The organism is Roseovarius sp. YIN77, from assembly GCF_057219155.1.
Genome location: NZ_JBXVVI010000007.1, coordinates 66,576 through 87,090 on the forward strand (window position 1 = coordinate 66,576; position 20,515 = coordinate 87,090).

General features: G+C 56.7%; 20 protein-coding genes. 8 read left to right on the plus strand and 12 right to left on the minus strand.

Annotation, left to right across the window (positions count from 1 at the left end; translation table 11 throughout):
- Positions 1–49: 49 nt before the first annotated feature.
- The gene (locus AC2D8P_RS08615) at positions 50–343 is read right to left on the minus strand and encodes a hypothetical protein (RefSeq protein ID WP_484701995.1); all 294 of its coding nucleotides are present in this window, start codon (positions 341–343) and stop codon (positions 50–52) included.
- 348 nt (positions 344–691) lie between these two features.
- Between AC2D8P_RS08615 and AC2D8P_RS08620 the strand changes: the two genes are divergently transcribed.
- Entirely contained in the window at positions 692–1,144 is a 453-nt protein-coding gene (locus AC2D8P_RS08620) for an Lrp/AsnC family transcriptional regulator (protein ID WP_484701996.1), read from the plus strand.
- Between the two features lie 127 nt (positions 1,145–1,271).
- Here the strand turns inward: AC2D8P_RS08620 and AC2D8P_RS08625 are convergent, their stop codons facing one another.
- Together AC2D8P_RS08625 and argH are read right to left on the minus strand one after the other, a co-directional pair.
- Entirely contained in the window at positions 1,272–1,781 is a 510-nt protein-coding gene (locus tag AC2D8P_RS08625) for a DMP19 family protein (RefSeq protein ID WP_484701997.1), read from the minus strand.
- Positions 1,782–2,158: 377 nt separating this feature from the next.
- On the minus strand, positions 2,159–3,550 hold the full coding sequence (argH, locus tag AC2D8P_RS08630; RefSeq protein ID WP_484701999.1) for an argininosuccinate lyase: 1,392 nt from the start codon (positions 3,548–3,550) through the stop codon (positions 2,159–2,161).
- A 27-nt stretch (positions 3,551–3,577) separates the two neighbouring features.
- Between argH and AC2D8P_RS08635 the strand changes: the two genes are divergently transcribed.
- Positions 3,578–4,210: a TlpA disulfide reductase family protein gene (locus tag AC2D8P_RS08635; RefSeq protein WP_484702000.1), complete on the plus strand. Its 633-nt coding sequence runs from the start codon at positions 3,578–3,580 to the stop codon at positions 4,208–4,210.
- Between the two features lie 71 nt (positions 4,211–4,281).
- Here the strand turns inward: AC2D8P_RS08635 and AC2D8P_RS08640 are convergent, their stop codons facing one another.
- Positions 4,282–5,082 carry a hypothetical protein gene (locus AC2D8P_RS08640; protein WP_484702001.1) on the minus strand — a complete coding sequence of 267 codons (801 nt, stop codon included), beginning with the start codon at positions 5,080–5,082 and terminating at the stop codon, positions 4,282–4,284.
- A 350-nt stretch (positions 5,083–5,432) separates the two neighbouring features.
- Here AC2D8P_RS08640 and AC2D8P_RS08645 point away from each other — a divergent pair, with 350 nt between their 5' ends.
- Complete coding sequence (locus AC2D8P_RS08645) at positions 5,433–7,316, plus strand: SLC13 family permease (protein ID WP_484702003.1); 1,884 nt, start codon at positions 5,433–5,435, stop codon at positions 7,314–7,316.
- Positions 7,317–7,337: 21 nt separating this feature from the next.
- Here the strand turns inward: AC2D8P_RS08645 and AC2D8P_RS08650 are convergent, their stop codons facing one another.
- Together AC2D8P_RS08650 and AC2D8P_RS08655 are read right to left on the minus strand one after the other, a co-directional pair.
- Positions 7,338–8,789, minus strand: a complete 1,452-nt coding sequence (locus AC2D8P_RS08650; protein ID WP_484702004.1) for a pilus assembly protein TadG-related protein — start codon at positions 8,787–8,789, stop codon at positions 7,338–7,340.
- A gap of 334 nt (positions 8,790–9,123) precedes the next feature.
- Positions 9,124–9,696 carry a DNA-3-methyladenine glycosylase I gene (locus AC2D8P_RS08655; protein WP_484702005.1) on the minus strand — a complete coding sequence of 191 codons (573 nt, stop codon included), beginning with the start codon at positions 9,694–9,696 and terminating at the stop codon, positions 9,124–9,126.
- Between the two features lie 95 nt (positions 9,697–9,791).
- On the opposite strand from AC2D8P_RS08655, the gene AC2D8P_RS08660 reads away from it, so the two are divergent.
- The 4 genes from AC2D8P_RS08660 to yddG all read left to right on the plus strand — a co-directional run bounded on the left by AC2D8P_RS08660 (position 9,792) and on the right by yddG (position 13,720).
- Positions 9,792–10,628, plus strand: a complete 837-nt coding sequence (locus AC2D8P_RS08660) for an EAL domain-containing protein (protein WP_484702007.1) — start codon at positions 9,792–9,794, stop codon at positions 10,626–10,628.
- A gap of 152 nt (positions 10,629–10,780) precedes the next feature.
- Positions 10,781–11,959, plus strand: a complete 1,179-nt coding sequence (locus AC2D8P_RS08665) for an acetyl-CoA C-acetyltransferase (RefSeq protein ID WP_484702008.1) — start codon at positions 10,781–10,783, stop codon at positions 11,957–11,959.
- Between the two features lie 73 nt (positions 11,960–12,032).
- The gene (phbB, locus tag AC2D8P_RS08670; protein ID WP_484702010.1) at positions 12,033–12,755 is read left to right on the plus strand and encodes an acetoacetyl-CoA reductase; all 723 of its coding nucleotides are present in this window, start codon (positions 12,033–12,035) and stop codon (positions 12,753–12,755) included.
- A 104-nt stretch (positions 12,756–12,859) separates the two neighbouring features.
- Positions 12,860–13,720, plus strand: a complete 861-nt coding sequence (gene yddG / locus AC2D8P_RS08675) for an aromatic amino acid exporter YddG (protein ID WP_484702011.1) — start codon at positions 12,860–12,862, stop codon at positions 13,718–13,720.
- A gap of 2 nt (positions 13,721–13,722) precedes the next feature.
- On the opposite strand, the gene AC2D8P_RS08680 is transcribed toward yddG, so the two are convergent.
- The 3 genes from AC2D8P_RS08680 to AC2D8P_RS08690 all read right to left on the minus strand — a co-directional run bounded on the left by AC2D8P_RS08680 (position 13,723) and on the right by AC2D8P_RS08690 (position 14,989).
- On the minus strand, positions 13,723–13,890 hold the full coding sequence (locus AC2D8P_RS08680; protein WP_484702012.1) for a YdcH family protein: 168 nt from the start codon (positions 13,888–13,890) through the stop codon (positions 13,723–13,725).
- A 116-nt stretch (positions 13,891–14,006) separates the two neighbouring features.
- A complete protein-coding gene (locus AC2D8P_RS08685; protein ID WP_484702014.1) occupies positions 14,007–14,774 on the minus strand; it encodes a tRNA1(Val) (adenine(37)-N6)-methyltransferase in 768 nt (255 codons plus the stop codon).
- The gene (locus AC2D8P_RS08690; protein WP_484702016.1) at positions 14,771–14,989 is read right to left on the minus strand and encodes a putative signal transducing protein; all 219 of its coding nucleotides are present in this window, start codon (positions 14,987–14,989) and stop codon (positions 14,771–14,773) included. Before AC2D8P_RS08690 ends, AC2D8P_RS08685 begins: the two co-directional genes overlap by 4 nt.
- 66 nt (positions 14,990–15,055) lie before the next feature.
- Here AC2D8P_RS08690 and AC2D8P_RS08695 point away from each other — a divergent pair, with 66 nt between their 5' ends.
- Positions 15,056–16,054 (plus strand): polyprenyl synthetase family protein, encoded by a 999-nt coding sequence (locus AC2D8P_RS08695; protein ID WP_484702018.1) that lies wholly within the window; start codon positions 15,056–15,058, stop codon positions 16,052–16,054.
- Positions 16,055–16,130: 76 nt separating this feature from the next.
- Here the strand turns inward: AC2D8P_RS08695 and AC2D8P_RS08700 are convergent, their stop codons facing one another.
- The 3 genes from AC2D8P_RS08700 to AC2D8P_RS08710 all read right to left on the minus strand — a co-directional run bounded on the left by AC2D8P_RS08700 (position 16,131) and on the right by AC2D8P_RS08710 (position 20,452).
- Positions 16,131–16,964, minus strand: a complete 834-nt coding sequence (locus AC2D8P_RS08700; RefSeq protein WP_484702020.1) for a 4-(cytidine 5'-diphospho)-2-C-methyl-D-erythritol kinase — start codon at positions 16,962–16,964, stop codon at positions 16,131–16,133.
- Entirely contained in the window at positions 16,954–18,660 is a 1,707-nt protein-coding gene (locus AC2D8P_RS08705) for a tetratricopeptide repeat protein (protein ID WP_484702022.1), read from the minus strand. Before AC2D8P_RS08705 ends, AC2D8P_RS08700 begins: the two co-directional genes overlap by 11 nt.
- A 154-nt stretch (positions 18,661–18,814) precedes the next feature.
- Positions 18,815–20,452: an electron transfer flavoprotein-ubiquinone oxidoreductase gene (locus tag AC2D8P_RS08710; protein ID WP_484702024.1), complete on the minus strand. Its 1,638-nt coding sequence runs from the start codon at positions 20,450–20,452 to the stop codon at positions 18,815–18,817.
- Between the last annotated feature and the right edge of the window lie 63 nt (positions 20,453–20,515).

The window sequence follows — 20,515 nt, forward strand, 5'->3', positions numbered from 1 at the left end:
CAATTACGGGCCATCCGGGGACGGGATGGCCCGGGTTGCGCGGTGATCTTTATGACCACCGGCCAAAATCTTTGATCAGGGGTTGCAAGCGGATCTGTGCAATTTCATTGTGTTGCGCCCCGATGTCTTGGCGCAGATGATCCGACAGGGCGTTGACGGCATCGGTTGTGGCATCCTGCTGCCGACGCCGCCGCCAAGTTTCCCGCAACGCCCTGACGGTGGAAATCGCAGTATGGATCAGCCCACGCTTTTGCGACGGTTCTGGTTTCGGCTCTGGTTTCGGTACGGATGGCAGGGGTGGGATTTTAATGGGGTGGAAGGCCTCAAAAGTTTCTCTACGCATGTCAGTATCCTTTCGGTGGTTCCGCGACTGTGCATGGGATGCAAGAGGCTGACCTCTGAAAGAGGGGCGCCAGGGCGAAACGGGTGCAGTTTGGTTTGGGTTCTCCGCCGTGCCCCGGTCATCGGGGCGGCAGGTCACGACCGCAAAGGGTCTGTCAGATCAGCGGATTTTCTGTGGTTTTCCGGTTCTCATCGGGTCATCCTTTCGTCGTGACACCAATAGTGTTGCCCATTCTGGGGATGAATTTTTCGCTATAATTACGTGAATAGGTGCAATTTCTCGCATTATTTGATATTTTATGCGACAATCACGCATTTTCGGGAAACACCACATTGATCGGGGCACTTTATGAAGGACCTAGACAGTTTTGACCGCCGCATCTTGGATCTGCTGAGGGTCAACAGCCGCAGAACCGGTGAACAACTGTCTGAACTTGTCGGGTTGTCACCTGCGGCATGTCTGCGCCGGGTGCAGAAACTGCGCAATACCGGCGCGATTGAGCGTGAGGTCGCCATCATTGCCCCCGAATACAAAACCAAAGGCACAACAGTTATCGTACTGGTGCGGTTTGAAGGGCATAACCCAAAGGCGATGGATGAGTTTTGCCATCGGCTGCGTCATATGGAAGAGGTCAGGCGCCTGACATGGATCACCGGCGAAGATGACCTTGTCGCCATCTTGCGCTGCGCGTCGATGGAAGACTTTTCCGAATTCTGCGAAGCGCATTTCAACGACGCGCCAGTCACGGGTTACAAATCGCTGGTCTCGATGCGGGAGTATGATACGGGGGAGGTGATTTGATCCGCTGCCGTTAACCACAAAATCCAACGTCGGTATTGCGTCGGTATCACAGCTGTAACGCGGAGGTGTGGATTGTATACGGTTTGTATAGGTTGATGGGTCGGGCGTTGGTGTTGGCTGATGCGATTTAGTCTGGGATTCTATATTCAGGCTCCAGAAATGTTTCGCGGTTAGCCAATGCATAGGCGATACGTTGCTCTCCCGCCCACCAACCGACGGCATCCAAATTACTATCGAGTTTTGCAAGCCGGGACTCTTGGAACTGCGCGAACAGTTCACCAATCTTGGTTGCAGAGAATAAGCGACCTTCGCTCGGAATCAATATCGCGGCTTTATCTATGAGTTTCGCAGCTTCCGGTAACCCAAATGCGCGGTATCCCTCTGACGCCAGTTCAAACCAATCCGGATAGTTATACGCAGCTTGCGAAAAACCTCCGTTTCCGACATCAAACTCGATGGTACGAGCAGCATAAAACAGCGCCACTGGTCGCGGTGCACAAAGCAGGTCAGATACACTTCCAAGATGATAACTCAGCACAATATGCAGCACATCATCGAATAGTTCAGGATTAATTTCACCTTTGTCGAAGGTCGCAAATGCGTCGGCGATATCACGAAATGACGATAGTTTGCGCATGATCTCTACAGTCTATTCTTTAACACAGACTTCAAGTTCTATGTGATCCCACTCGATTTGATCAACTCCAGTTTCGTTTATTGTCATCTAACTTAGCTAATGTGCCTGCGTCGGGGTGCGCCACACCCCGCCCGGAACAAGGGCGTCAGCCCGCCGGGCAGAGCCCGACCACCCCGATGGGCGGGCTCTTCGGTGAGGTTGTGATGAAGGTCAGGACGGACGCAGTCGGCTAGATAAACTGCCTGACAGGAACCAAAGTTCGCCCACCCGCGGTCAGGCGCTGCCCTATTCCGCCGCCACAAATGTCGGCCGTTCTGGCGGGCCGTCGGCCCCGCAGGCGGTGAGCGCGATCAGGGCGGCGATGGTGATCAGGCGGATCATGACAGGATGTCCTTCCAGCGTTTGATCTGGGCGCGGACTTGATCCGGCGCGGTGCCGCCGTAACTCACCCGGCTGGCGACAGAGTTCTGGACCGTTAGCACGTCAAAGACGCCGTCAGTAATCTGATCGTTCACACTTTGCATGTCGGCAAGGCTCAGCTCCGGCAAATCACAGCCTTTGCTCTCCGCCAACGCGACCAGCGATCCGGTCACGTGATGGGCATCGCGGAAGGGCATGCCAAGCACCCGCACCAGCCAGTCGGCGAGGTCCGTAGCGGTGGAAAACCCGCTGGAAGCGGCGGCCTCTAGCGCGTCGACATTGGCGGACATATCGCTGACCATGCCTTCCATCGCGGCAATGGCCAGCATCAGGTTGTCGGCAGCGTCAAAGACCTGTTCCTTGTCTTCCTGCATGTCCTTGGAATAGGTCAGCGGCAGCCCCTTCATCACAGTGAACAGGCTAACAGTAGCCCCCAGAATCCGGCCGATCTTGGCCCGGATCAGCTCTGCCGCATCGGGGTTTTTCTTTTGCGGCATGATTGACGAACCGGTAGAGAAGCGATCCGACAACACGACAAACCGGAACTGGGCCGAGGACCAGATCACCAACTCCTCGGCGAACCGGGACAGGTGCATCGCACAGATCGTGGCCGAAGACAGAAACTCCAGCGCGAAGTCGCGATCAGCAACCGCATCCAGCGAATTAGCGGCGGGGCGATCAAAACCCAAGGCCTCCGCCGTCATCTGCCGGTCAATCGGGAAGGATGTACCGGCCAATGCGGCAGCCCCCAAGGGCGACTCGTTCATCCGCGCACGGGCATCGCGAAAGCGGCTGACGTCACGGCCCAGCATTTCGACATAGGCCATCATATGGTGGCCCCAAGTCACAGGCTGGGCAGTTTGCAGGTGGGTAAACCCGGGCATCACCCAATCGGCGCCGTCCTCTGCTTGGCGCAAAAACGCCTTTTGCAGGGCCTCCAGACCGGCGATCACGGCATCAACCTGATCGCGGACCCACAGGCGAAAATCGGTGGCGACCTGATCATTTCGCGACCGGCCTGTGTGCAGACGGCCTGCCGGTTCGCCGATGATATCCTTCAGGCGGGCCTCCACATTCATGTGAATGTCTTCCAACGCGGTGGAAAACTGGAACTTTCCACCCTCGATCTCTGACAATACCGTGAGCAGCCCTTCCCGGATCGCCTCGGCGTCCTTATCACTAATGACACCGGTTGCGGCCAGCATGGCAGCGTGTGCACGGGAGCCCTGAATATCTTGGGCCGCCATACGCTTGTCAAATCCGATGGATGCGTTAATGGCTTCCATGATTGCGTCTGGCCCGGCGGCAAAGCGCCCGCCCCACATGGCGTTGGAGGTGGTCTTGGTCATCAATATGCCCTTCGGAGGGAAGTAAATATGAAACGTTCCGCGCTGGTTTATACGGCCCTTGGCCTTGGCGCAATTGCGAGCCTCGTTTTTGCGCCCCATTCCGGCGGGATTGCCGCACAAACTGCTATTGCCACCTATGAGCTGTCAGAGACCGAGCTGGCAGAGTTGCGCGATCTGCGCGAGGGGCAATTGCGCAAGCTGATCCTGCACCCTGCCCCGAAGACCCGCGCCAATGTCCCCTATACTGATCCCGAGGGTGGCGAGCGCACCCTGTCAGACTATCAGGGCAAATACATTCTGGTGAACTTCTGGGCCACGTGGTGTGCGCCCTGCCGCAAGGAAATGGGATCGCTGGACCGGCTGCAGGCAGAACTTGGGGGGGATGCGTTCGAGGTCGTGACCATCGCCACGTCCCGCAACCCGATGCCCGCGATCAACCGGTTCTTTGAGGAAGAAAACATTCAAAACCTGCCGATCCTGCTGGACCCGAAATCCACGTTGGCCGCAGAATACGGCACGATCAGCCTGCCCCTGACGGTGATCCTGAACCCCGCTGGCCAGGAAATTGGCCGCCTGATCGGGGATGCTGAATGGGATAGCGACAGCGCCAAGGCGATCATTCGCAAACTGGCCGGAATTGAAGAGGCTGACGGGGTTTAACTCTGATCTTTGGACAAAGAAAAGCCGCGCCACTGGGGCGCGGTTTCTTTCACTGCGGCTGGTGTCACCCTTTAGTTCAGGTTGCCGATCGCCATGCTTTCCGCCGACACCAGGAAGTCAGCCGCGCGTGTCGGCAGCATCTTGCGACGGTTGTTGACAGCGGAGTCGCCCCCAAACCAATAGGTCAGCCAGACATAGACATAGGCAGAGTTCACCTGTTCGTTGTCACTGTTGGACCCGCTGAATTCGCCATAGCTGTAGCCCACGCCGCCAGACAGGGAATAGGGGTGCGAGGATGGTTGATATTCAACGCCGAACTCTGCGTTCAGGCCAGTGAAATCGACAGATCTAATTTGACTACTGCTATCAGAGCTTTTGCCAAACAATGCGGCAAGGCGACCGCTTAACACCATTGCGTCAGAGGCATAATGATTGCCCCCAACAGTTAGAAAAACACCATCGCGAATCTGGCGGAAATCGGTGCCTTCGCTGGGAATGTTGCTGTAATCCGAACCGATCGTGTCGGTAAATCCAATCTGAGCGAAAAGGTCGGTTGCCCTATAGGACTTGAATCCTTCGACACCCAGATAGTATTTTTCGGCCTCATCTATGTTGATGGGACGGCCAGGTTCGCCATCGTCCAATTCGCCAGCCCAAAGCCCTGCGAAGCCACCCCATCCACGATCTGCGCCGCGATTGGCCAGATGAAGTTCCAACAAGCCATAGGACATGTGGTTGTCATTGCGGGTAAAGCCAGCTGGCGCGTCTTCGATCTGACGCTCATCTTTGTCAATATTGTCGTAATATTGTGCGTTGACCTGATAGGACCACGCGCTGGACAGGGTGTTGTACCAACTGCCGTCCAGACCCAACAGGCCGAAGGTTTCGGCCTCTGTCGCGTCCTCGCCACTTACATTCGCGTCCGGCCCGCCATAGCGGCCATTCTGATATTCCAGCGTGATCTGACCGATGCCTTCGGCCTGGGCTTAGGGTGTCGCCGCTAATATGGCTAAAAGAGCTGTGTACCTGAACATTTTCTATCCTCGTTAATCTGTTGCGCTTTGATCGAACTATTCGCCGTCACAGGATACTGGAAGTTGTCGCCGACAATTATTTGCTATTGTGGCGAATGCGCCACCACGCAGATGTGACGCGCGCAGCGCTGCGCATTTGACCCCCGATCATTTTCATCGCAGGGTGGTGGAAAACCCGGGGGGACAACATGCAAGAGATTGCTTTTAACACCGAAATGGCCGTTGTTGTCGGGGCGCTTGCCTTCACCGTGTTTTTGTTCGTCTCTGAAATCATTCGGATCGACCTCGCCGCCATTCTGGTGTTGGTGATTATTGGCATCCTCAGCTATCTGCCGGGCCTCGAAAACTTGGCGGATGTGAACCATCTGTTTGACGGGTTTGCGTCTAACGCGGTGATTTCCATCATCGCCGTGATGATTGTTGGCGCGGGGCTCGATAAAACCGGGATCATGAACAAGGTCGCGGCGGTGATCCTGAAACGCGGCGGCACGACAGAGGGGCGGATCATTCCCATTGTGTCGGGCACGGTCGGGGTGATTTCATCCTTCCTGCAAAACGTGGGCGCGGCGGCGCTGTTTCTGCCCGTGGTCAGCCGGATTTCGGCAAGGTCCGGAATACCGCTGTCGCGGCTTTTAATGCCGATGGGGTTTTGCGCCATTCTGGGCGGCACAATGACAATGGTCGGCTCCTCCCCCCTGATCCTGCTCAATGATCTGATCGCGACGGCCAATCAGGGGCTTCCCCCTGATGCGCAGATGGAACCCTTTAGCCTGTTTTCCGTCACGCCAATCGGTGCGGCGCTGATCCTGACCGGGATCGCCTACTTTCTGGTCCTGGGTCGGTGGGTATTGCCGGGCGGTACGGACAAGGTCGATGGGTCCTCTGGCCAAGGGACATCTGAATATCTGCAACGGGTTTACGGGCTGAAAGCTGCGGTGTTTGAGGTTGATGTACCCGAGGACAGCCCATTGGTTGGCCAAATCCTGGCCGATATCAATCTGGAAAATAACCTCTATATCATCTCCACCTTCTATCGCGGCAAAGTGTCGATGGTGCAGATATTGACGGCAGAAATCGCCGCGCCGTGCCGGCTCGCCATCATCGGCAAGGATGTCGTGGTCAAGGCGTTCGCCGAAAAATACGGACTGACCATTCGTCCCGAACTGGATGTGTTTTCAGAAGAATTCGCGCCCACAAATGCTGGGATCGCAGAGGTGGTTATCCCACCGGATTCAAAGCTGATCGGCAAGTCACCACGGGATCTTACCCTGCGCAAAGTCTACGGGTTGAGCCTTTTGGGCATTCACCGCGGAGAAGAAACCCTGAGCCATGTGGATTACGGCGATCACAAACCTACGGCGATTGGGCTGGTGCCATTTCAGGCGGGCGACATGTTGGTCGCGCACACTCGTTGGGATAACCTGACCCGCGTGAAACAAGACCGCAATTTCGTTGTTGTCACCGCCGATTTTCCGCAAGAGGAACTGCGCCCGCAAAAGGTCGGCTGGGCGCTGCTGTTTTTCGCCATTTCCCTGTCGATGATCCTGTTCACTGATGTGCGCCTGTCCCTGTGTCTGCTGACCGGGGCGGTTGGCATGCTGCTGAGCCGGGTCCTGTCGATTGACGAGGCTTATAATGCGGTGGGCTGGAACACTGTGTTCCTGTTGGCCTGCCTGATCCCGTTGGGCCAGGCGGTGCAAAATACCGGCACGGCGGAATGGATTGCACAACAGATTTTGATCCTGCTGGACGGCTGGCCGGTCTGGGCCTTACAGGCTGGCATCGCCATATTGGCCACGGCGTTTTCGCTGATGATGTCTAATGTTGGGGCAACGGTGCTGTTGGTGCCACTGGCGGTATCAATTGCCGTCGCCTCAGGGGCCAATCCAGCTGTCTTTGCCCTGACGGTGGCGATTTCAACCTCGAACTCTTTCATCATTCCGACCCATCAGGTCAACGCGCTGATCATGGGACCCGCGGGGTACAAGGTGATGGATTTCGTTCGATCCGGCGGGATCATGACCGTGCTGTTCCTGATCGTGTCGATGGTGATGCTGAACATCGTGTTTTGATCTCATCTCGGTTGGCCCGATCTATGCGGCCAGCCGGAAATAATCGGCGACGAAGTGACCTTCGGTTCCTGAACCGCCGCAAAATCCCATTTCGTTATTGCTGCGTGCATCGATTGCGCCGCCAGAGATGATCGACGCCCCATTGCCCCCAACCCCTTGGGCCGCGAAATCCACGTCGCCCAAGGCGATGATCTGGCCGCCATGCAATTCCATCTTGGCCGCAGCTTTGAACCCGCCCATGGTAATCACCTGGGCCCCGCCACCAGGCGAACAATCATCATCCTTGCCAATCACAAAGCCCGATGGCGACTTGATCGACTGATCGCTGGTGCTGGTGGTGGCGATGGCTACATCCTCCAGCACGACACCTTGGGCAAAGGTGATATCGCAATTCGTGACCAGCACAAAACTGCTGTAGGTGCCGCCATTCATCGTCAGCGACGAATTCCCAGTACAGCTATAGGTGTGAACCCGGCCTTGGGTAAAATCGTCCGGGCTTAGGCCGTTATTGCCGCCACCACCGTTCCCGCCATTGCCGTTTCCGCCATTGCCGCCATTACCGTTACCACCATTGGCATTGTCATTCTTGGCCAGCATCTGCTTGCGCGGCTGTTTCGACTGAAAATTAGCCTTAACATCCTGTCCGCCGCCCAGCCTGACGGGAAAGCCCGACGTGATGTAATCGGGCAAATACTCATAATCGACATCTGACAAGCTGTTTATGATCGTCGGGACCTTCGCCAGAATGCGAATAATGTAGACGCCTTCACCCAAGGCCCGGTTCACGCCAGTATTGTTGCCTTCGGCCGCATTGGTCGGGGTCCGGCCGGGCAGGGTCAATTCGGTTTCATCCGGCATGGAAATGTGAACACCAGCCTCGAATATGTTGTTCTGATTCATCTCGACATGGCCATTGGCATGGATGCAGAACCCCGCGTAAAAGTAATTGTTGCTTTGCATATCGACCAATTCCTGGGCAACCATCCCCTCGGACATGCACGGTGGTTGATGGGTGACAAACACAGACGGGGTGTTGACGTTGAATGTCGGCACACCCACCAGTTTCAGAAGATAGTTTCCAACGGCGTTGTTGCGATCTGCAATCTGGCGGGTCGCAATGCGCACAGCGGTTCTGGAGCCAGAGCGCGGTGTAAAGCTGAGCGCATCCTCATCCCAATCACCAAATTCGATATCATCAGATGTCAGCACCATGCCATAAAGGCTTTGCCGCATGGTGTTTGACACCAATGCCAGCGCAGCGGCTTTGGCTTCTGTCTCTGACTTGGTTTCCCGCATGTAAAGTGCGGCATGGGCGGCACTGTCAGCGGCCACCTGCAGGCGCGTCCGGGCAGAGTAGAGATTGGCAACGTCAATAGCCAAACCCGCGATGATCAATGTGGTGGTGAAGATGAACAGGCTAAACACGCTCATCGATCCGCTCTCATCGCGTTTAAATGAAGAAACCTTTGCCATAGCTTTTAATCCGATCCGCAAGTCAAACGCCCCTAGATTGCATCTTAATTTCCCTAGCGTCAGCGCAATCAAATTGATTGACGGCGACACTTAACTTGCGGCGAACTTCGCTGAGCATTGCGTTCGAAATTGATCTGAATTGTGATTTTTATATGGAAATAATTGTAATTAAACAATTTTATTTAATTTTTGATTTCCGATTCAGAAACAGTTTTTGAAATTAAGACGCTTAAAGTCCACGTTCGGCACAATTCAGTGTCGCGCAGATATCCCGAAACAATGCAATTTTAGGGGGATTCTGGACTCTACCGATATGTCGGGTTTGGAAACAATACTAGGACGACAAATCCCGGATCGACTGATGACAGGGGCAGTCCAGCAGGTGATCATTGACCATACCCACCGCCTGCATGAAGGCATAAACGATCGTAGGGCCGCAAAACTTGAACCCGGCCTTCTTCAGATCTTTAGAGATTTGACGTGACAAATCCGTTTCTGCCGGGACATCTGACAACTGCCGCCATTGGTTTTGCAAGGGTGAGCCGCCCATATAATCCCACAGAAACCGGTCAAATCCCTGCGCCGCCTCGATCTGTTGCCAGGCGCGGGCATTGGTGATCGTGGCCTCGATCTTGCCGCGATGGCGCACAATGCCGGCATCGCCCAACAGCCGTTGAACATCCGCCTCACCCCATCCGGCAATCACGTTGGGATCAAACCCCTGAAAGGCCGCGCGAAAGTTTTCGCGTTTTTTCAGGATGGTGATCCAGCTAAGCCCGGCCTGAAACCCATCAAGGATCAGCTTTTCCCACAAGGCGCGGCTGTCATATTCCGGCACACCCCATTCGTGGTCATGATAATCCACATAGATTTGTTCCAGACCCACCCAGCCACACCGTTCTGTCATTTTAAAATTCCCTTATAGCGTGTATTTATAGAGTCATTTACACTCTGTTAGCAAACTCACCTCATACTAGGGACTATCTGCAGCAGAGGATCACGATGCAACCAGATCTGTCCTCAATCGGCGCCGAAATCGCCAGAGAGCTTTCCAGCCCGCTGAATGTCGCGATCAATGGGCGGGATCGCGACACAATCGATCTGGTGCGAAAGGCGCTTTTGCGCAAAGACGCAGTTCTGGCCTATCAGCCTGTCGTGTCCGCAAAGAACCCCAATCGGGTTGTCTTTCGCGAGGGGTTATTGCGCATTCTGGATCAATCCGGCCGCGCCATTCCGGCAGCAGAGTTTATTTCCGTGGTAGAGGACACAGAGGTTGGCCGCATTCTGGATTGCCTGTCGCTGGAAATGGGGTTGAGCGCCTTGGCGGCAGACCCCGACCTGCGACTGTCCATCAACATGTCGGCGCGGTCCATCGGCTATCGGCGCTGGATAGAGATTTTGAACCAAGGCACCGAGAATGCCCCCCAGATTGCCGAACGGCTGATCCTGGAAATCACCGAAAGCTCTGCCATGGTCATGCCAGAGGTTGTGACCAGTTTCATGGGTGATCTGCGTGGTCGCGGGGTCAGCTTTGCGCTGGATGATTTCGGTGCCGGATACACATCTTTCCGCTATTTACGCGACTTTCTGTTCGACATCATCAAAATCGACGGGCAGTTTATCCAGAACATCAGCACCCTTCCTGACAATCAGGTTCTGGCGCGGGCGCTGGTTTCCATTGCAGAACATTTCGATATGTTCACCGTGGCAGAGGCGGTAGAACAGCGCCGCGATGCAGAAATGGTCACCCAGATGGGCATGGATTGTTTGCAGGGATATTTGTTCGGCGCGCCGGAATTAGTTTATGATCGCGAACAAAATGTGACAATTTCGGCCTGATCGCGCAATTTTATTACCTTGCTGTGACATTCTGACGGTTGCTGCACTGCAGCTTTCCCCCTATCACTATCGCATAATCCATGGGGATTTCCCGAATCGCCATCCGACGGGTGGGACGGGAATTCCCTGCTTGTCTGCTAGGGAACCTGCATATGACCAATGTCGTTATCGCCTCTGCTGCCCGGACTGCTGTTGGCAGCTTCAGCGGCTCTTTCGCCAACACGCCAGCCCATGATCTGGGTGCCGCCGTATTGGAAGAAATCGTCAAACGCGCCGGAATTGAAAAGAGCGAAGTTTCGGAAACCATCCTGGGCCAGGTGCTGAGCGCCGGTCAGGGCCAAAACCCGGCCCGTCAGGCCCATATCAAGGCTGGCCTGTCGCAGGATTCCGCCGCCTGGGGTATTAACCAGGTCTGTGGTTCGGGCCTTCGGACTGTTGCATTGGGCGCGCAGCACATCATGCTGGGTGACGCGGATATCGTTGCCGCCGGTGGTCAGGAAAATATGACAATGTCGCCGCATGTGACCCACCTGCGGGCCGGCACCAAAATGGGCGATACCAAGTTCATCGACTCGATGATCAAGGACGGGCTGTGGGATGCGTTCAACGGCTATCACATGGGTCAGACCGCCGAAAACGTTGCCGAAAAATGGCAGATCAGCCGCGAGATGCAGGATGAATTTGCTCTGGCCAGCCAGAACAAGGCCGAGGCCGCGCAAAACGCCGGGAAGTTCAACGACGAAATCGTGCCTTTCGTTGTGAAAACCCGCAAGGGCGATATCGTGGTCGATAAGGATGAATATATTCGCCACGGCGCAACGATTGAAGCGATGCAAAAAATGCGCCCGGCCTTTGTGCGCGATGGCGGCACGGTGACGGCGGCCAACGCATCGGGTATCAATGATGGTGCTGCTGCGGTTTTGCTCATGTCTGCCGACAACGCCGAAAAGCGCGGCATTCAACCACTGGCCCGGATTGCCTCCTACGCCACCGCCGGACTGGACCCGTCGATCATGGGCGTGGGCCCGATCCATGCCAGCCGCAAGGCATTGGACAAAGCAGGCTGGAGCGTTGGCGATCTGGATCTGGTCGAAGCCAACGAAGCTTTCGCCGCCCAAGCCTGCGCCGTGAACAAGGATATGGGCTGGAACCCTGACATCGTGAACGTCAATGGCGGCGCGATTGCCATTGGCCACCCGATTGGCGCCTCTGGCTGCCGGGTTCTGAACACGCTTCTGTTCGAGATGCAGCGCCGCGACGCCAAAAAGGGCCTCGCCACGCTTTGCATCGGCGGCGGCATGGGTGTTGCGCTCTGCGTGGAACGCGACTGACGACATTTGGTGCGCGGTCAAGCCGCGCACCGCCTATCAAACATTAAAAACATTACGACAAGGATCACACCATATGGCCAGAGTTGCACTCGTCACCGGAGGATCGCGCGGCATCGGCGCCTCCATTTCCAAAGCCCTGAAAGACGCCGGTTATTCCGTCGCTGCCAGCTATGCCGGCAATGACGAAGCCGCCGGTGCGTTCACCGCAGAGACCGGCATCAAAACCTATAAATGGAACGTCGCCAGCTATGAGGAAAGCCAGGCAGGCATCGCCCAGGTCGAGGCCGATCTGGGCCCCATCGACATCGTGGTTGCCAATGCCGGCATCACCCGCGATGCACCCTTCCACAAAATGACCCCGGATCAGTGGCAACAGGTGATCGACACCAACCTAACCGGCGTCTTCAACACCGTGCATCCGGTCTGGCCCGGCATGCGTGAACGCAAGTTCGGCCGCGTGATCGTGATCTCCTCGATCAATGGTCAAAAAGGCCAGTTCGCACAGGTGAACTATGCCGCAACCAAGGCTGGCGATCTGGGCATCGTGAAATCCCTGGCCCAGGAAGGCGCGCGCGCCGGCATTACCGCCAACGCCATCTGTCCCGGCTATATCGCCACCGAAATGGTGATGGCGGTGCCAGAGAAGGTGCGCGAAAGCATCATCGGCCAAATCCCAGCGGGCCGACTGGGCGAGCCAGAAGAAATCGCGCGTTGTGTGGCCTTCCTTGCCTCTGATGACTCTCAGTTCATCAATGGTTCGACTATCTCGGCCAACGGCGCGCAATTCTTCGCCTGATCCTGCGCCAAAGAACAACACAGGCCGTCCCAGTGGGGCGGCCTTTTTGTTTGACAGGGCGTCCCCTATCTTGAATAGCATTTGGTCATGGAAAAGGGACATTCATGACACGCAAACGCGCCACGTTAATTGGGTTTTTTGCCATCCTGCTATGGTCTTTGTTGGCGCTGTTCACCGTCGGCAGTGAACCAGTCCCTCCCCTGCAATTGAATGCCATGTGTTTTGCCATTGCCACTTGCGTCGGGGTGATCTGGACGCTTCAGTCCGGTCGTGTGGCGGAGCTGCGGCACGTGTCGTGGAAGGTCTACGCCTTTGGCACGGCGGGGCTCTTTGGCTATCACCTGTTTTATTTCACAGCGCTCCGGCTGGCCCCAGCGGCAGAGGCTGGGCTGATCGCCTATATGTGGCCCCTGCTGATCGTGCTGTTCTCCGGATTATTGCCCGGTGAAAGCTTGAAAAAGGGGCACTTGATCGGTGCGGCCCTGGGGTTTGGCGGGGCGGCCCTGATCATCCTGCGGGGTGGCGGTGGATTCTCGGTAGAGGCGCTACCAGGTTACGGGTTTGCCGTTCTTTGCGCGCTGACATGGTCGGGTTATTCGGTCTTGTCACGACGGCTGGGAAAAGTTTCCACAACCAGCGTCACCGTGTTCTGCGCCCTGACTGCGGCGCTGTCCGTTGCGGCGCATCTGGTGTTTGAACATACCACATGGCCAAACGGCGCAATTGGCTGGATCAGCATCGTCGCCTTGGGATTGGGGCCCGTGGGTCTGGCATTTTACGTGTGGGACATCGGGATGAAGCAGGGCAATATTCAACTGTTGGGCGTCGCATCCTACGCCGCGCCGTTGTTGTCGACACTGGTACTGATTCTCTTTGGGATTGCACAAGCAACCCCGGCCCTGATCCTCGCTGCACTATTGATCACGGGCGGTGCGGCGCTGGCCGCGCGGGCCAGCGCCCGCTGACGCTATGCGTCGGTCAATCTTGATATTTCTTCTTTTATCTTAAGCTTTTGCTTCTTGAGCGTTGCAATTTCCAGGTCATCAATTCCGGGATGTTTCAGTGCCTCTTCGACCTGTGCCGACAAATTCTGGTGCTTCTTCTGAAGCTCTACGACATGCGCGCTGACGCTCATACCCATCCTCCTATTTGTTGATTGCCTCTACAGTGCAGCACAGATTTTTCTGTCTGTCACCTCTTGAAACGGAAAAATTGTTGACATGCGGTAAAGCGCCGATCAGCAGGGCCCTGTCATTTCGGAAAATTCAGGGCCGCGCCGTCACGCAATATGGCAGTGATGTCTGCACAGTAGCTTTCGCCGTCAACAGTGTGGTGGGCTCCTTCATGCATGATCAGGGGGGCGTGCATGACAAAAGCCGCCCGTCCGCCCTTGCGGGCCCGAAACAGCAACAAATGCGGGCGCCGCCCCACGCGTGATGCAATCGGCAAGGTCTCTACGCTGCCCAGATCGGTCTTGGCAGCTGCGATCAACATATCAGGAAGGCGGCGCATATCCTGTATCATCGTTACGACCCCCTTGGGGTGCAACCGTTTTGCCGCGACGCTCATCCAATCCTGTAACGGGGTATCACCAGCCAGCCCGGTTTCGCGCCCGGGCTCTGCCGCTGCTGTCCCTGTCTGGCGCTGAAAATAGGGTGGGTTGGCGATGACATGATCAAAGCTGCGGGTCCTCAACCCTGACGGCAGATCACGCAAATCCGATGTGACAACAGACATATCCACGCGCAGGTGTTCTGCGTTTTTCCGGGCCAGTTCCGCGTAATCGGGTTGCAGTTCGACCCCGGTGAGTGACACCCCATCAACACGGGCCGACAGGCACAGGCTGGCCACTCCAGACCCGCACCCCAGTTCCAGCACCGATTGGCCGGGCCTCGCCGGTGTGGCGGCGGCCAATAAAACCGGATCCACCCCGGCACGGTAGCCTGATCTGGGCTGGAAAATCGTCAGGCGACCGCCCAGAAACTGATCTTGGGTCAGATCGTGATCGGCAAAACTCATAGGCCCTCTGCTTCGATCTTGTTGTCGCGCAGCACGGCGCGGGCGCGAAACAAATCTGCCTGCCGGACCATCAGACGCCGCGGCAATATGCCAATCGATCCTTCCAGCACGCTCATATTTACGTCCATTTGAAAGCAGTCTATACCTTCGCCCTGAAGCAAAGCGCTGGCATAGGCGATCACTGTTGGATCGTTGGTGCGGAGAAGCTCTTTCATAATGGGGACATAACGGCATCGCTGGGCATTTGTCGAGCCACGCCGCGATGAAGGCACGAGACCGTGATGAGTCTGGACGAAACTGCTGTTAAACCGCATGACGCGCTGGCCGCCTATCTGGCCGATGAAATGGCCGAGGTGAACGGCCTGATCCGCACCCGGATGGCGTCAAAACACGCGCCGCGCATTCCAGAGGTCACCGCCCATCTGGTAGAGGCCGGCGGCAAACGCCTGCGCCCGATGCTGACGCTGGCCGCGGCAAAGATGTGTGGTTATTCCGGCCCCTATCATATCCATCTGGCCGCAACGGTTGAATTCATTCACACCGCGACGCTGCTGCATGACGATGTGGTGGATGAAAGCGCCCAGCGGCGCGGACGACCCACGGCGAACCTGTTATGGGACAATAAATCCAGCGTTCTGGTGGGCGATTACCTGTTTTCGCGGTCCTTCCAGTTGATGGTGGAAACCGGATCGCTCAGGGTTTTGGATATCCTCGCCAATGCGTCGGCCACGATTGCCGAGGGCGAAGTGTTGCAACTGACCGCCGCGCAAAATCTGACCACGGATGAGGATATTTACCGCCAAGTCGTGCGCGGCAAGACGGCAGCGCTGTTTTCTGCGGCGACAGAGGTCGGCGGCGTGATTGCCGGTGCGCCCGACGATCAGGTGCAGGCGCTTTATGACTACGGCGATGCGCTGGGGATCAGTTTTCAAATCGTTGATGACCTCTTGGATTACTGGGGATCTGACGCCACGGGCAAAAACATCGGTGATGATTTCCGCGAACGCAAACTGACATTGCCAGTGATCAAGGCCGTGGCCAAGGCGGATGTAGATGAACGCGCCTTTTGGACCCGGGTGATTGAAAAGGGCGACCAGCGCGATGGCGATCTGGACCTTGCGCTGGCACTGTTGAAAAAACACAAAGCGATGGAAGACACCCGGGCCGAAGCACTGGATTGGGCCGAAAAAGCGAAATCCGCGCTAACCGCCCTACCCGATCATCCGGTCAAAGAGATGCTGCGCGATATCGCCGATTACGTGGTGGCGCGGGTAAGTTGATCCGTAGGGTGGGCAATTTTGCCCACCATGTGTTGCGACACCGATTGGTGGGCAAAATGCCCACCCTACATTTTCCCTACGGCATATCCCCGTTCAAACAGCACGCCTGAACCCACCACTCTGGGTGGTCGGCCTTGATTTGTCGGGCTGCTATCTCTGCCAATCCAGGGTCATCAAACAGGCCGAAACAAGTTGCCCCTGACCCAGACATCCGGGTCAGGAACACGCCGGATTGCACCGACAGTGTTTTCAACACATCTGCGATAACAGGGGCTTGTACGGTGGCGGGCACCTCCAGATCGTTGCGTTGATCGGCTAGCCACAGCATCAGTTGGCGCGTATTTTCAAAGCGCGGTAGCGGGTCCGGCATCGGCGGGTTGGCTTTCTGGGTCAGCGCCCGGAACACGGAGGGCGTGGGCACATGACAGCCGGGATTGACCAGCACCGCCCATAGCCGTGGAAGGTCACGGATATCCTGCAGCTCTTCGCCAATTCCGCCCATGCGTGTCGCGCGGCGGCGCATACAGACAGGCACATCCGCGCCCAATACGGTTGCGTCGGGCGCGGGCTGGCCAGTCAGGTCTGACATCGCCTTTAGCATCGCCGCCGCATCCGATGATCCGCCGCCAATCCCCGCACCATGCGGCAGGTTCTTTTCCAGATGGATAGCAATGGGTTGTGCAAACTGCGCAGCCGCCTGCCAGACCAGATTGCGATGATCTGTGGGCACACCCTCGGCAAAGGGGCCGCTGACCGTCAAAGAGATTTCATCAGCTGGTTCGATCGTCAACCAATCGCCAATGTCGGCAAAGGCAACCAGGCTGTCCAGCAGATGATAGCCATCATTGCGCTGGCCGGTGACGTGCAGGGTCAGGTTTACCTTTGCCGGGGCAAAGACCTTAGTTGCCATTGGCCACCTTCAGGGGCTCTGCACCTTCTTCGGCTAGGACCTGATCAAGGCCCACCTCCAGCTTGCGGCGCATCCGGTCAGGGTCGGCATCAGGGGTGTCCTCCGTCATAAAAGACAAGGCACGGCGCCATTGAAACTCTGCCTCTCTGAACCGGCCAACGGCCCACAGCGTATCGCCCAGATGGTCGCTGATAATCGGATCGGCTGGTTCCAGTTCGGCGGCGCGGGTCATGTATTTCACCGCATCCTCATACTGACCCAGACGGTACAGAACCCAGCCCAGAGAGTCGGTGATATAGCCATTATCCGGCTGCGCTTGGACCGCCGTTTCGATCATATCCAGCGCCTCATCCAGCTTTTCGCGCCGTTCAACCAGCGAATAGCCCAGATAATTCAACACGAAAGGCTGATCCGGGGACAGGGTCAGCGCGTGGCGAAAATCGGCCTCTGCCTGATCCCAGTTGCCCTCGCGTTCATGGGTGATGGCACGGGCATAATAGGCTGGCCATTGTGTGGGGGCCGGTTGATCATAAAGCGCGATCGCCCGATCATAGGCCTCTGTTGCTGCGGAAAATTCCTCTTCGCGACGCAGCGTGTCACCCAATGCGGTGTGGACCGTGGGCAGATCGGCATGGGTTTCGGAAAGACGGCGCAAAACCTCTATCGCCGCATCCGGTTTGTCCGAGGCATAAAGCGCATCCGCACGCCCCAGTTCCGCGATATAGAAGGACGGGTCCGATTGCGGTACCTTGTCATAGACTGACGTGGCCAGCTCATAGCGTTCCAGATCTTCCAAAAGGGCCGCGCATAGCAACAGGATATCCACGTTATCGGTGTGCAAACTTTCGGCGATACGGGTATAGAGCAGCGAATAGGCAGGTTCATTTTCGCTCTGCAGCATTCCGGCGACGTCGAAAAACACCTCTGCCAGACCGGCCTGCGCCGTTGGGATTAACGTATAGGGCAGTGTTTGCCCCTCTTTCAAAATCTCCAGCCGCCGCGACACTTCGGGGTCGAAACGCCCGCCAAAGGTCTGTTCAATCAGCTCAATCGCGGCGTCGTTACGATCCAGTTGGCTGAGGATTTCGGCATGCGCAATAATGCCTGATCGAGTTGCCGGGATCGGATTGCCAGACGCGCCGGAAAAGATGTAATCAGCGCCCTCGAAATCGCCGACCATGGCCAGCGCAAAGGCCTTGTGCAACAGGCCAAAGCTTTCCATTCCTTGTGTGGCGATGACCTTGTCAAACTCGGCAACCGCGTCTGATACTTGCCCGGCCCCCATCTGCGCCCAGGCCTTGATCAATCCATCCACCAAGGGGCTGATGGCATTGCCCGCCTGATAAGTCTGGAGGACCGCGTCGAATTCCTCTGACACAAAACTTTGCGACAGATCCACCAAATCTGCGATTTGGCTGGGCACGCCGATGTCATGCATCGATTTGGCAATCACCGCCGCACGGTCAAAATCGCCAAAGCCGATATAGGCCGCTAGTGCGGATTCCAACAGTTCAGGGTTGGAGGGATCGCGCGCCAAGGCTAATGCGTAGTAACGCGACGCTGCCTCGTAGTCAGAGGACTGACTGGCGTGACGCGCGGCCAGATAGGACCCGGCTAAACCTTCGGCCAGCGCGGTTTGCCCAGCAAAGAGCATCAGGGCGGAAATAGCGACAGCGGTGGTCCGTCTGAACATCATGCGATCTTTGCCTCCTCCAAGGTCCGCAGGAGCCTAGCGGCATGCCCCCAACCACGCAATAGCCGCAGGATGATTTGTGATCACTGTTGCTGACGTTCACGTCAGCACCCGTTTGCTGACAAAAAAAGGCGGGCACATGGCCCGCCTGATCTGATCACATATTCGGGTAGTTGGGCCCGTCGCCACCTTGCGGCGTAGACCAGGTAATATTCTGGCTCGGGTCCTTGATGTCACAGGTTTTGCAGTGCACGCAGTTCTGGAAATTGATGACGAACTTGTCGTCGACAATTTCGTAAACGCCCGCCGGGCAGTAGCGCTGAGCCGGTTCCGCGAATTTCGGCATGTTGACCGACATCGGGATACTGTCATCCGTCAATTGCAGGTGCGCGGGCTGGCTTTCCTCGTGATTGGTCATCGAGAAGCTGACATTGGTCAGACGGTCAAAGCTGAGCGTTCCATCGGGTTTCGGATAATCGATGGCCTTGTGATTGGACGCTTCCTCTGTTGCTGCCGCGTCGGATTTGCCGTGCTTGATCGTGCCCAGCGGGTTCCAACCGGTCAGGTTTGCGACCCACATGTCGAACCCACCCAGAACCAGAGAGGCCGCCATGCCAAACTTGGACCATAGCGGTTTGACGTTACGCACGCGCTTCAAGTCCTTAGCGATGGCACCGCCGCGCACGTCAGCCTCATAGGCGGTCAGTTCGTCACCGCCGCGACCGTCCTGAATGGCGGCATACGCGGCTTCTGCCGCGGCTTTGCCCGACAACATTGCGTTGTGGTTGCCCTTGATCCGCGGCACATTCACGAGACCCGCAGAACAGCCCAGCAAAGCCACGCCAGGTGCGACCATTTTCGGCAGGGATTGCCAGCCGCCCTCGGTAATTGCACGGGCACCATATGCCACGCGCTTACCGCCTTTCAACAGGTCGGCAATCATCGGATGATGCTTAAACCGCTGGAATTCCATATAGGGGAACAGGTGTGGGTTTTTGTAGTTCAGGTGCACCACAAAGCCCACGTAAACCTGATTGTTGTCCAGGTGATAGACAAAGGACCCGCCACCGGCATTGCCACCCAAGGGCCAACCCATGGTGTGGGTCACGGTGCCCTCTTTGTGCTTGGCCGGATCAATTTCCCAGATTTCTTTCATCCCGATGCCGTATTTCTGCACATCGGAATTGGCGGCCAGATCGTATTTGGCGATCACCTCTTTGGACAGCGATCCGCGCACGCCCTCGGACAGGAAGACATATTTGCCGTGCAGCTCCATGCCGGGCTCATAAGACGGGCCCGGGGTGCCATCCGCGTTCTTGCCGAACTCACCGGCAACGACGCCTTTGACCTCTCCATTGTCGCCGTAAACCAGTTCGGAACAGGCCATGCCGGGGAAGATCTCGACACCCATTTCTTCGGCCTGTTCGGCCATCCAGCGGCAGACATTGGCCATCGACACAATATAATTGCCGTGGTTGTTCATCAGGGGTGGCATCGGGAAGTTGGGGATGCGGACCTTGCCAGCCTCGCCCAGAACATAAAAGTTGTCTTCTTTCACCGGCACCGTGATCGGCGCGCCTTTTTCCTTCCAGTCGGGGATCAGGGCGTCGATGCCTGACGGGTCCAACACGGCGCCCGACAGGATATGCGCGCCCACTTCAGAGCCCTTTTCCAACACAACGACGTTGACGTCAGCATCCAGTTGCTTCAATCGGATCGCGGCAGACAAACCGGCCGGACCGGCGCCCACGATGACGACATCGTATTCCATGGATTCGCGTTCGATCTCAGACATTCTTTTCCCTCATTTGGCACCTTGCGGCATAGCTCACTGAATCGGTTCAGGCACCGTTATCCG

Coding starts and splice junctions, on each gene's coding strand:
- AC2D8P_RS08695 (WP_484702018.1), top strand. CDS start 15,056: ATGAGTCTGGACGAAACTGCTGTTAAACCGCATGACGCGCTGGCCGCC.
- AC2D8P_RS08705 (WP_484702022.1), bottom strand. CDS start 18,660: ATGATGTTCAGACGGACCACCGCTGTCGCTATTTCCGCCCTGATGCTC.
- AC2D8P_RS08625 (WP_484701997.1), bottom strand. CDS start 1,781: ATGCGCAAACTATCGTCATTTCGTGATATCGCCGACGCATTTGCGACC.
- AC2D8P_RS08645 (WP_484702003.1), top strand. CDS start 5,433: ATGCAAGAGATTGCTTTTAACACCGAAATGGCCGTTGTTGTCGGGGCG.
- AC2D8P_RS08680 (WP_484702012.1), bottom strand. CDS start 13,890: ATGAGCGTCAGCGCGCATGTCGTAGAGCTTCAGAAGAAGCACCAGAAT.
- argH (WP_484701999.1), bottom strand. CDS start 3,550: ATGACCAAGACCACCTCCAACGCCATGTGGGGCGGGCGCTTTGCCGCC.
- phbB (WP_484702010.1), top strand. CDS start 12,033: ATGGCCAGAGTTGCACTCGTCACCGGAGGATCGCGCGGCATCGGCGCC.
- AC2D8P_RS08655 (WP_484702005.1), bottom strand. CDS start 9,696: ATGACAGAACGGTGTGGCTGGGTGGGTCTGGAACAAATCTATGTGGAT.
- AC2D8P_RS08635 (WP_484702000.1), top strand. CDS start 3,578: ATGAAACGTTCCGCGCTGGTTTATACGGCCCTTGGCCTTGGCGCAATT.
- AC2D8P_RS08650 (WP_484702004.1), bottom strand. CDS start 8,789: ATGGCAAAGGTTTCTTCATTTAAACGCGATGAGAGCGGATCGATGAGC.
- AC2D8P_RS08665 (WP_484702008.1), top strand. CDS start 10,781: ATGACCAATGTCGTTATCGCCTCTGCTGCCCGGACTGCTGTTGGCAGC.
- AC2D8P_RS08615 (WP_484701995.1), bottom strand. CDS start 343: ATGCGTAGAGAAACTTTTGAGGCCTTCCACCCCATTAAAATCCCACCC.
- AC2D8P_RS08690 (WP_484702016.1), bottom strand. CDS start 14,989: ATGAAAGAGCTTCTCCGCACCAACGATCCAACAGTGATCGCCTATGCC.
- AC2D8P_RS08660 (WP_484702007.1), top strand. CDS start 9,792: ATGCAACCAGATCTGTCCTCAATCGGCGCCGAAATCGCCAGAGAGCTT.
- yddG (WP_484702011.1), top strand. CDS start 12,860: ATGACACGCAAACGCGCCACGTTAATTGGGTTTTTTGCCATCCTGCTA.
- AC2D8P_RS08685 (WP_484702014.1), bottom strand. CDS start 14,774: ATGAGTTTTGCCGATCACGATCTGACCCAAGATCAGTTTCTGGGCGGT.
- AC2D8P_RS08710 (WP_484702024.1), bottom strand. CDS start 20,452: ATGTCTGAGATCGAACGCGAATCCATGGAATACGATGTCGTCATCGTG.
- AC2D8P_RS08620 (WP_484701996.1), top strand. CDS start 692: ATGAAGGACCTAGACAGTTTTGACCGCCGCATCTTGGATCTGCTGAGG.
- AC2D8P_RS08700 (WP_484702020.1), bottom strand. CDS start 16,964: ATGGCAACTAAGGTCTTTGCCCCGGCAAAGGTAAACCTGACCCTGCAC.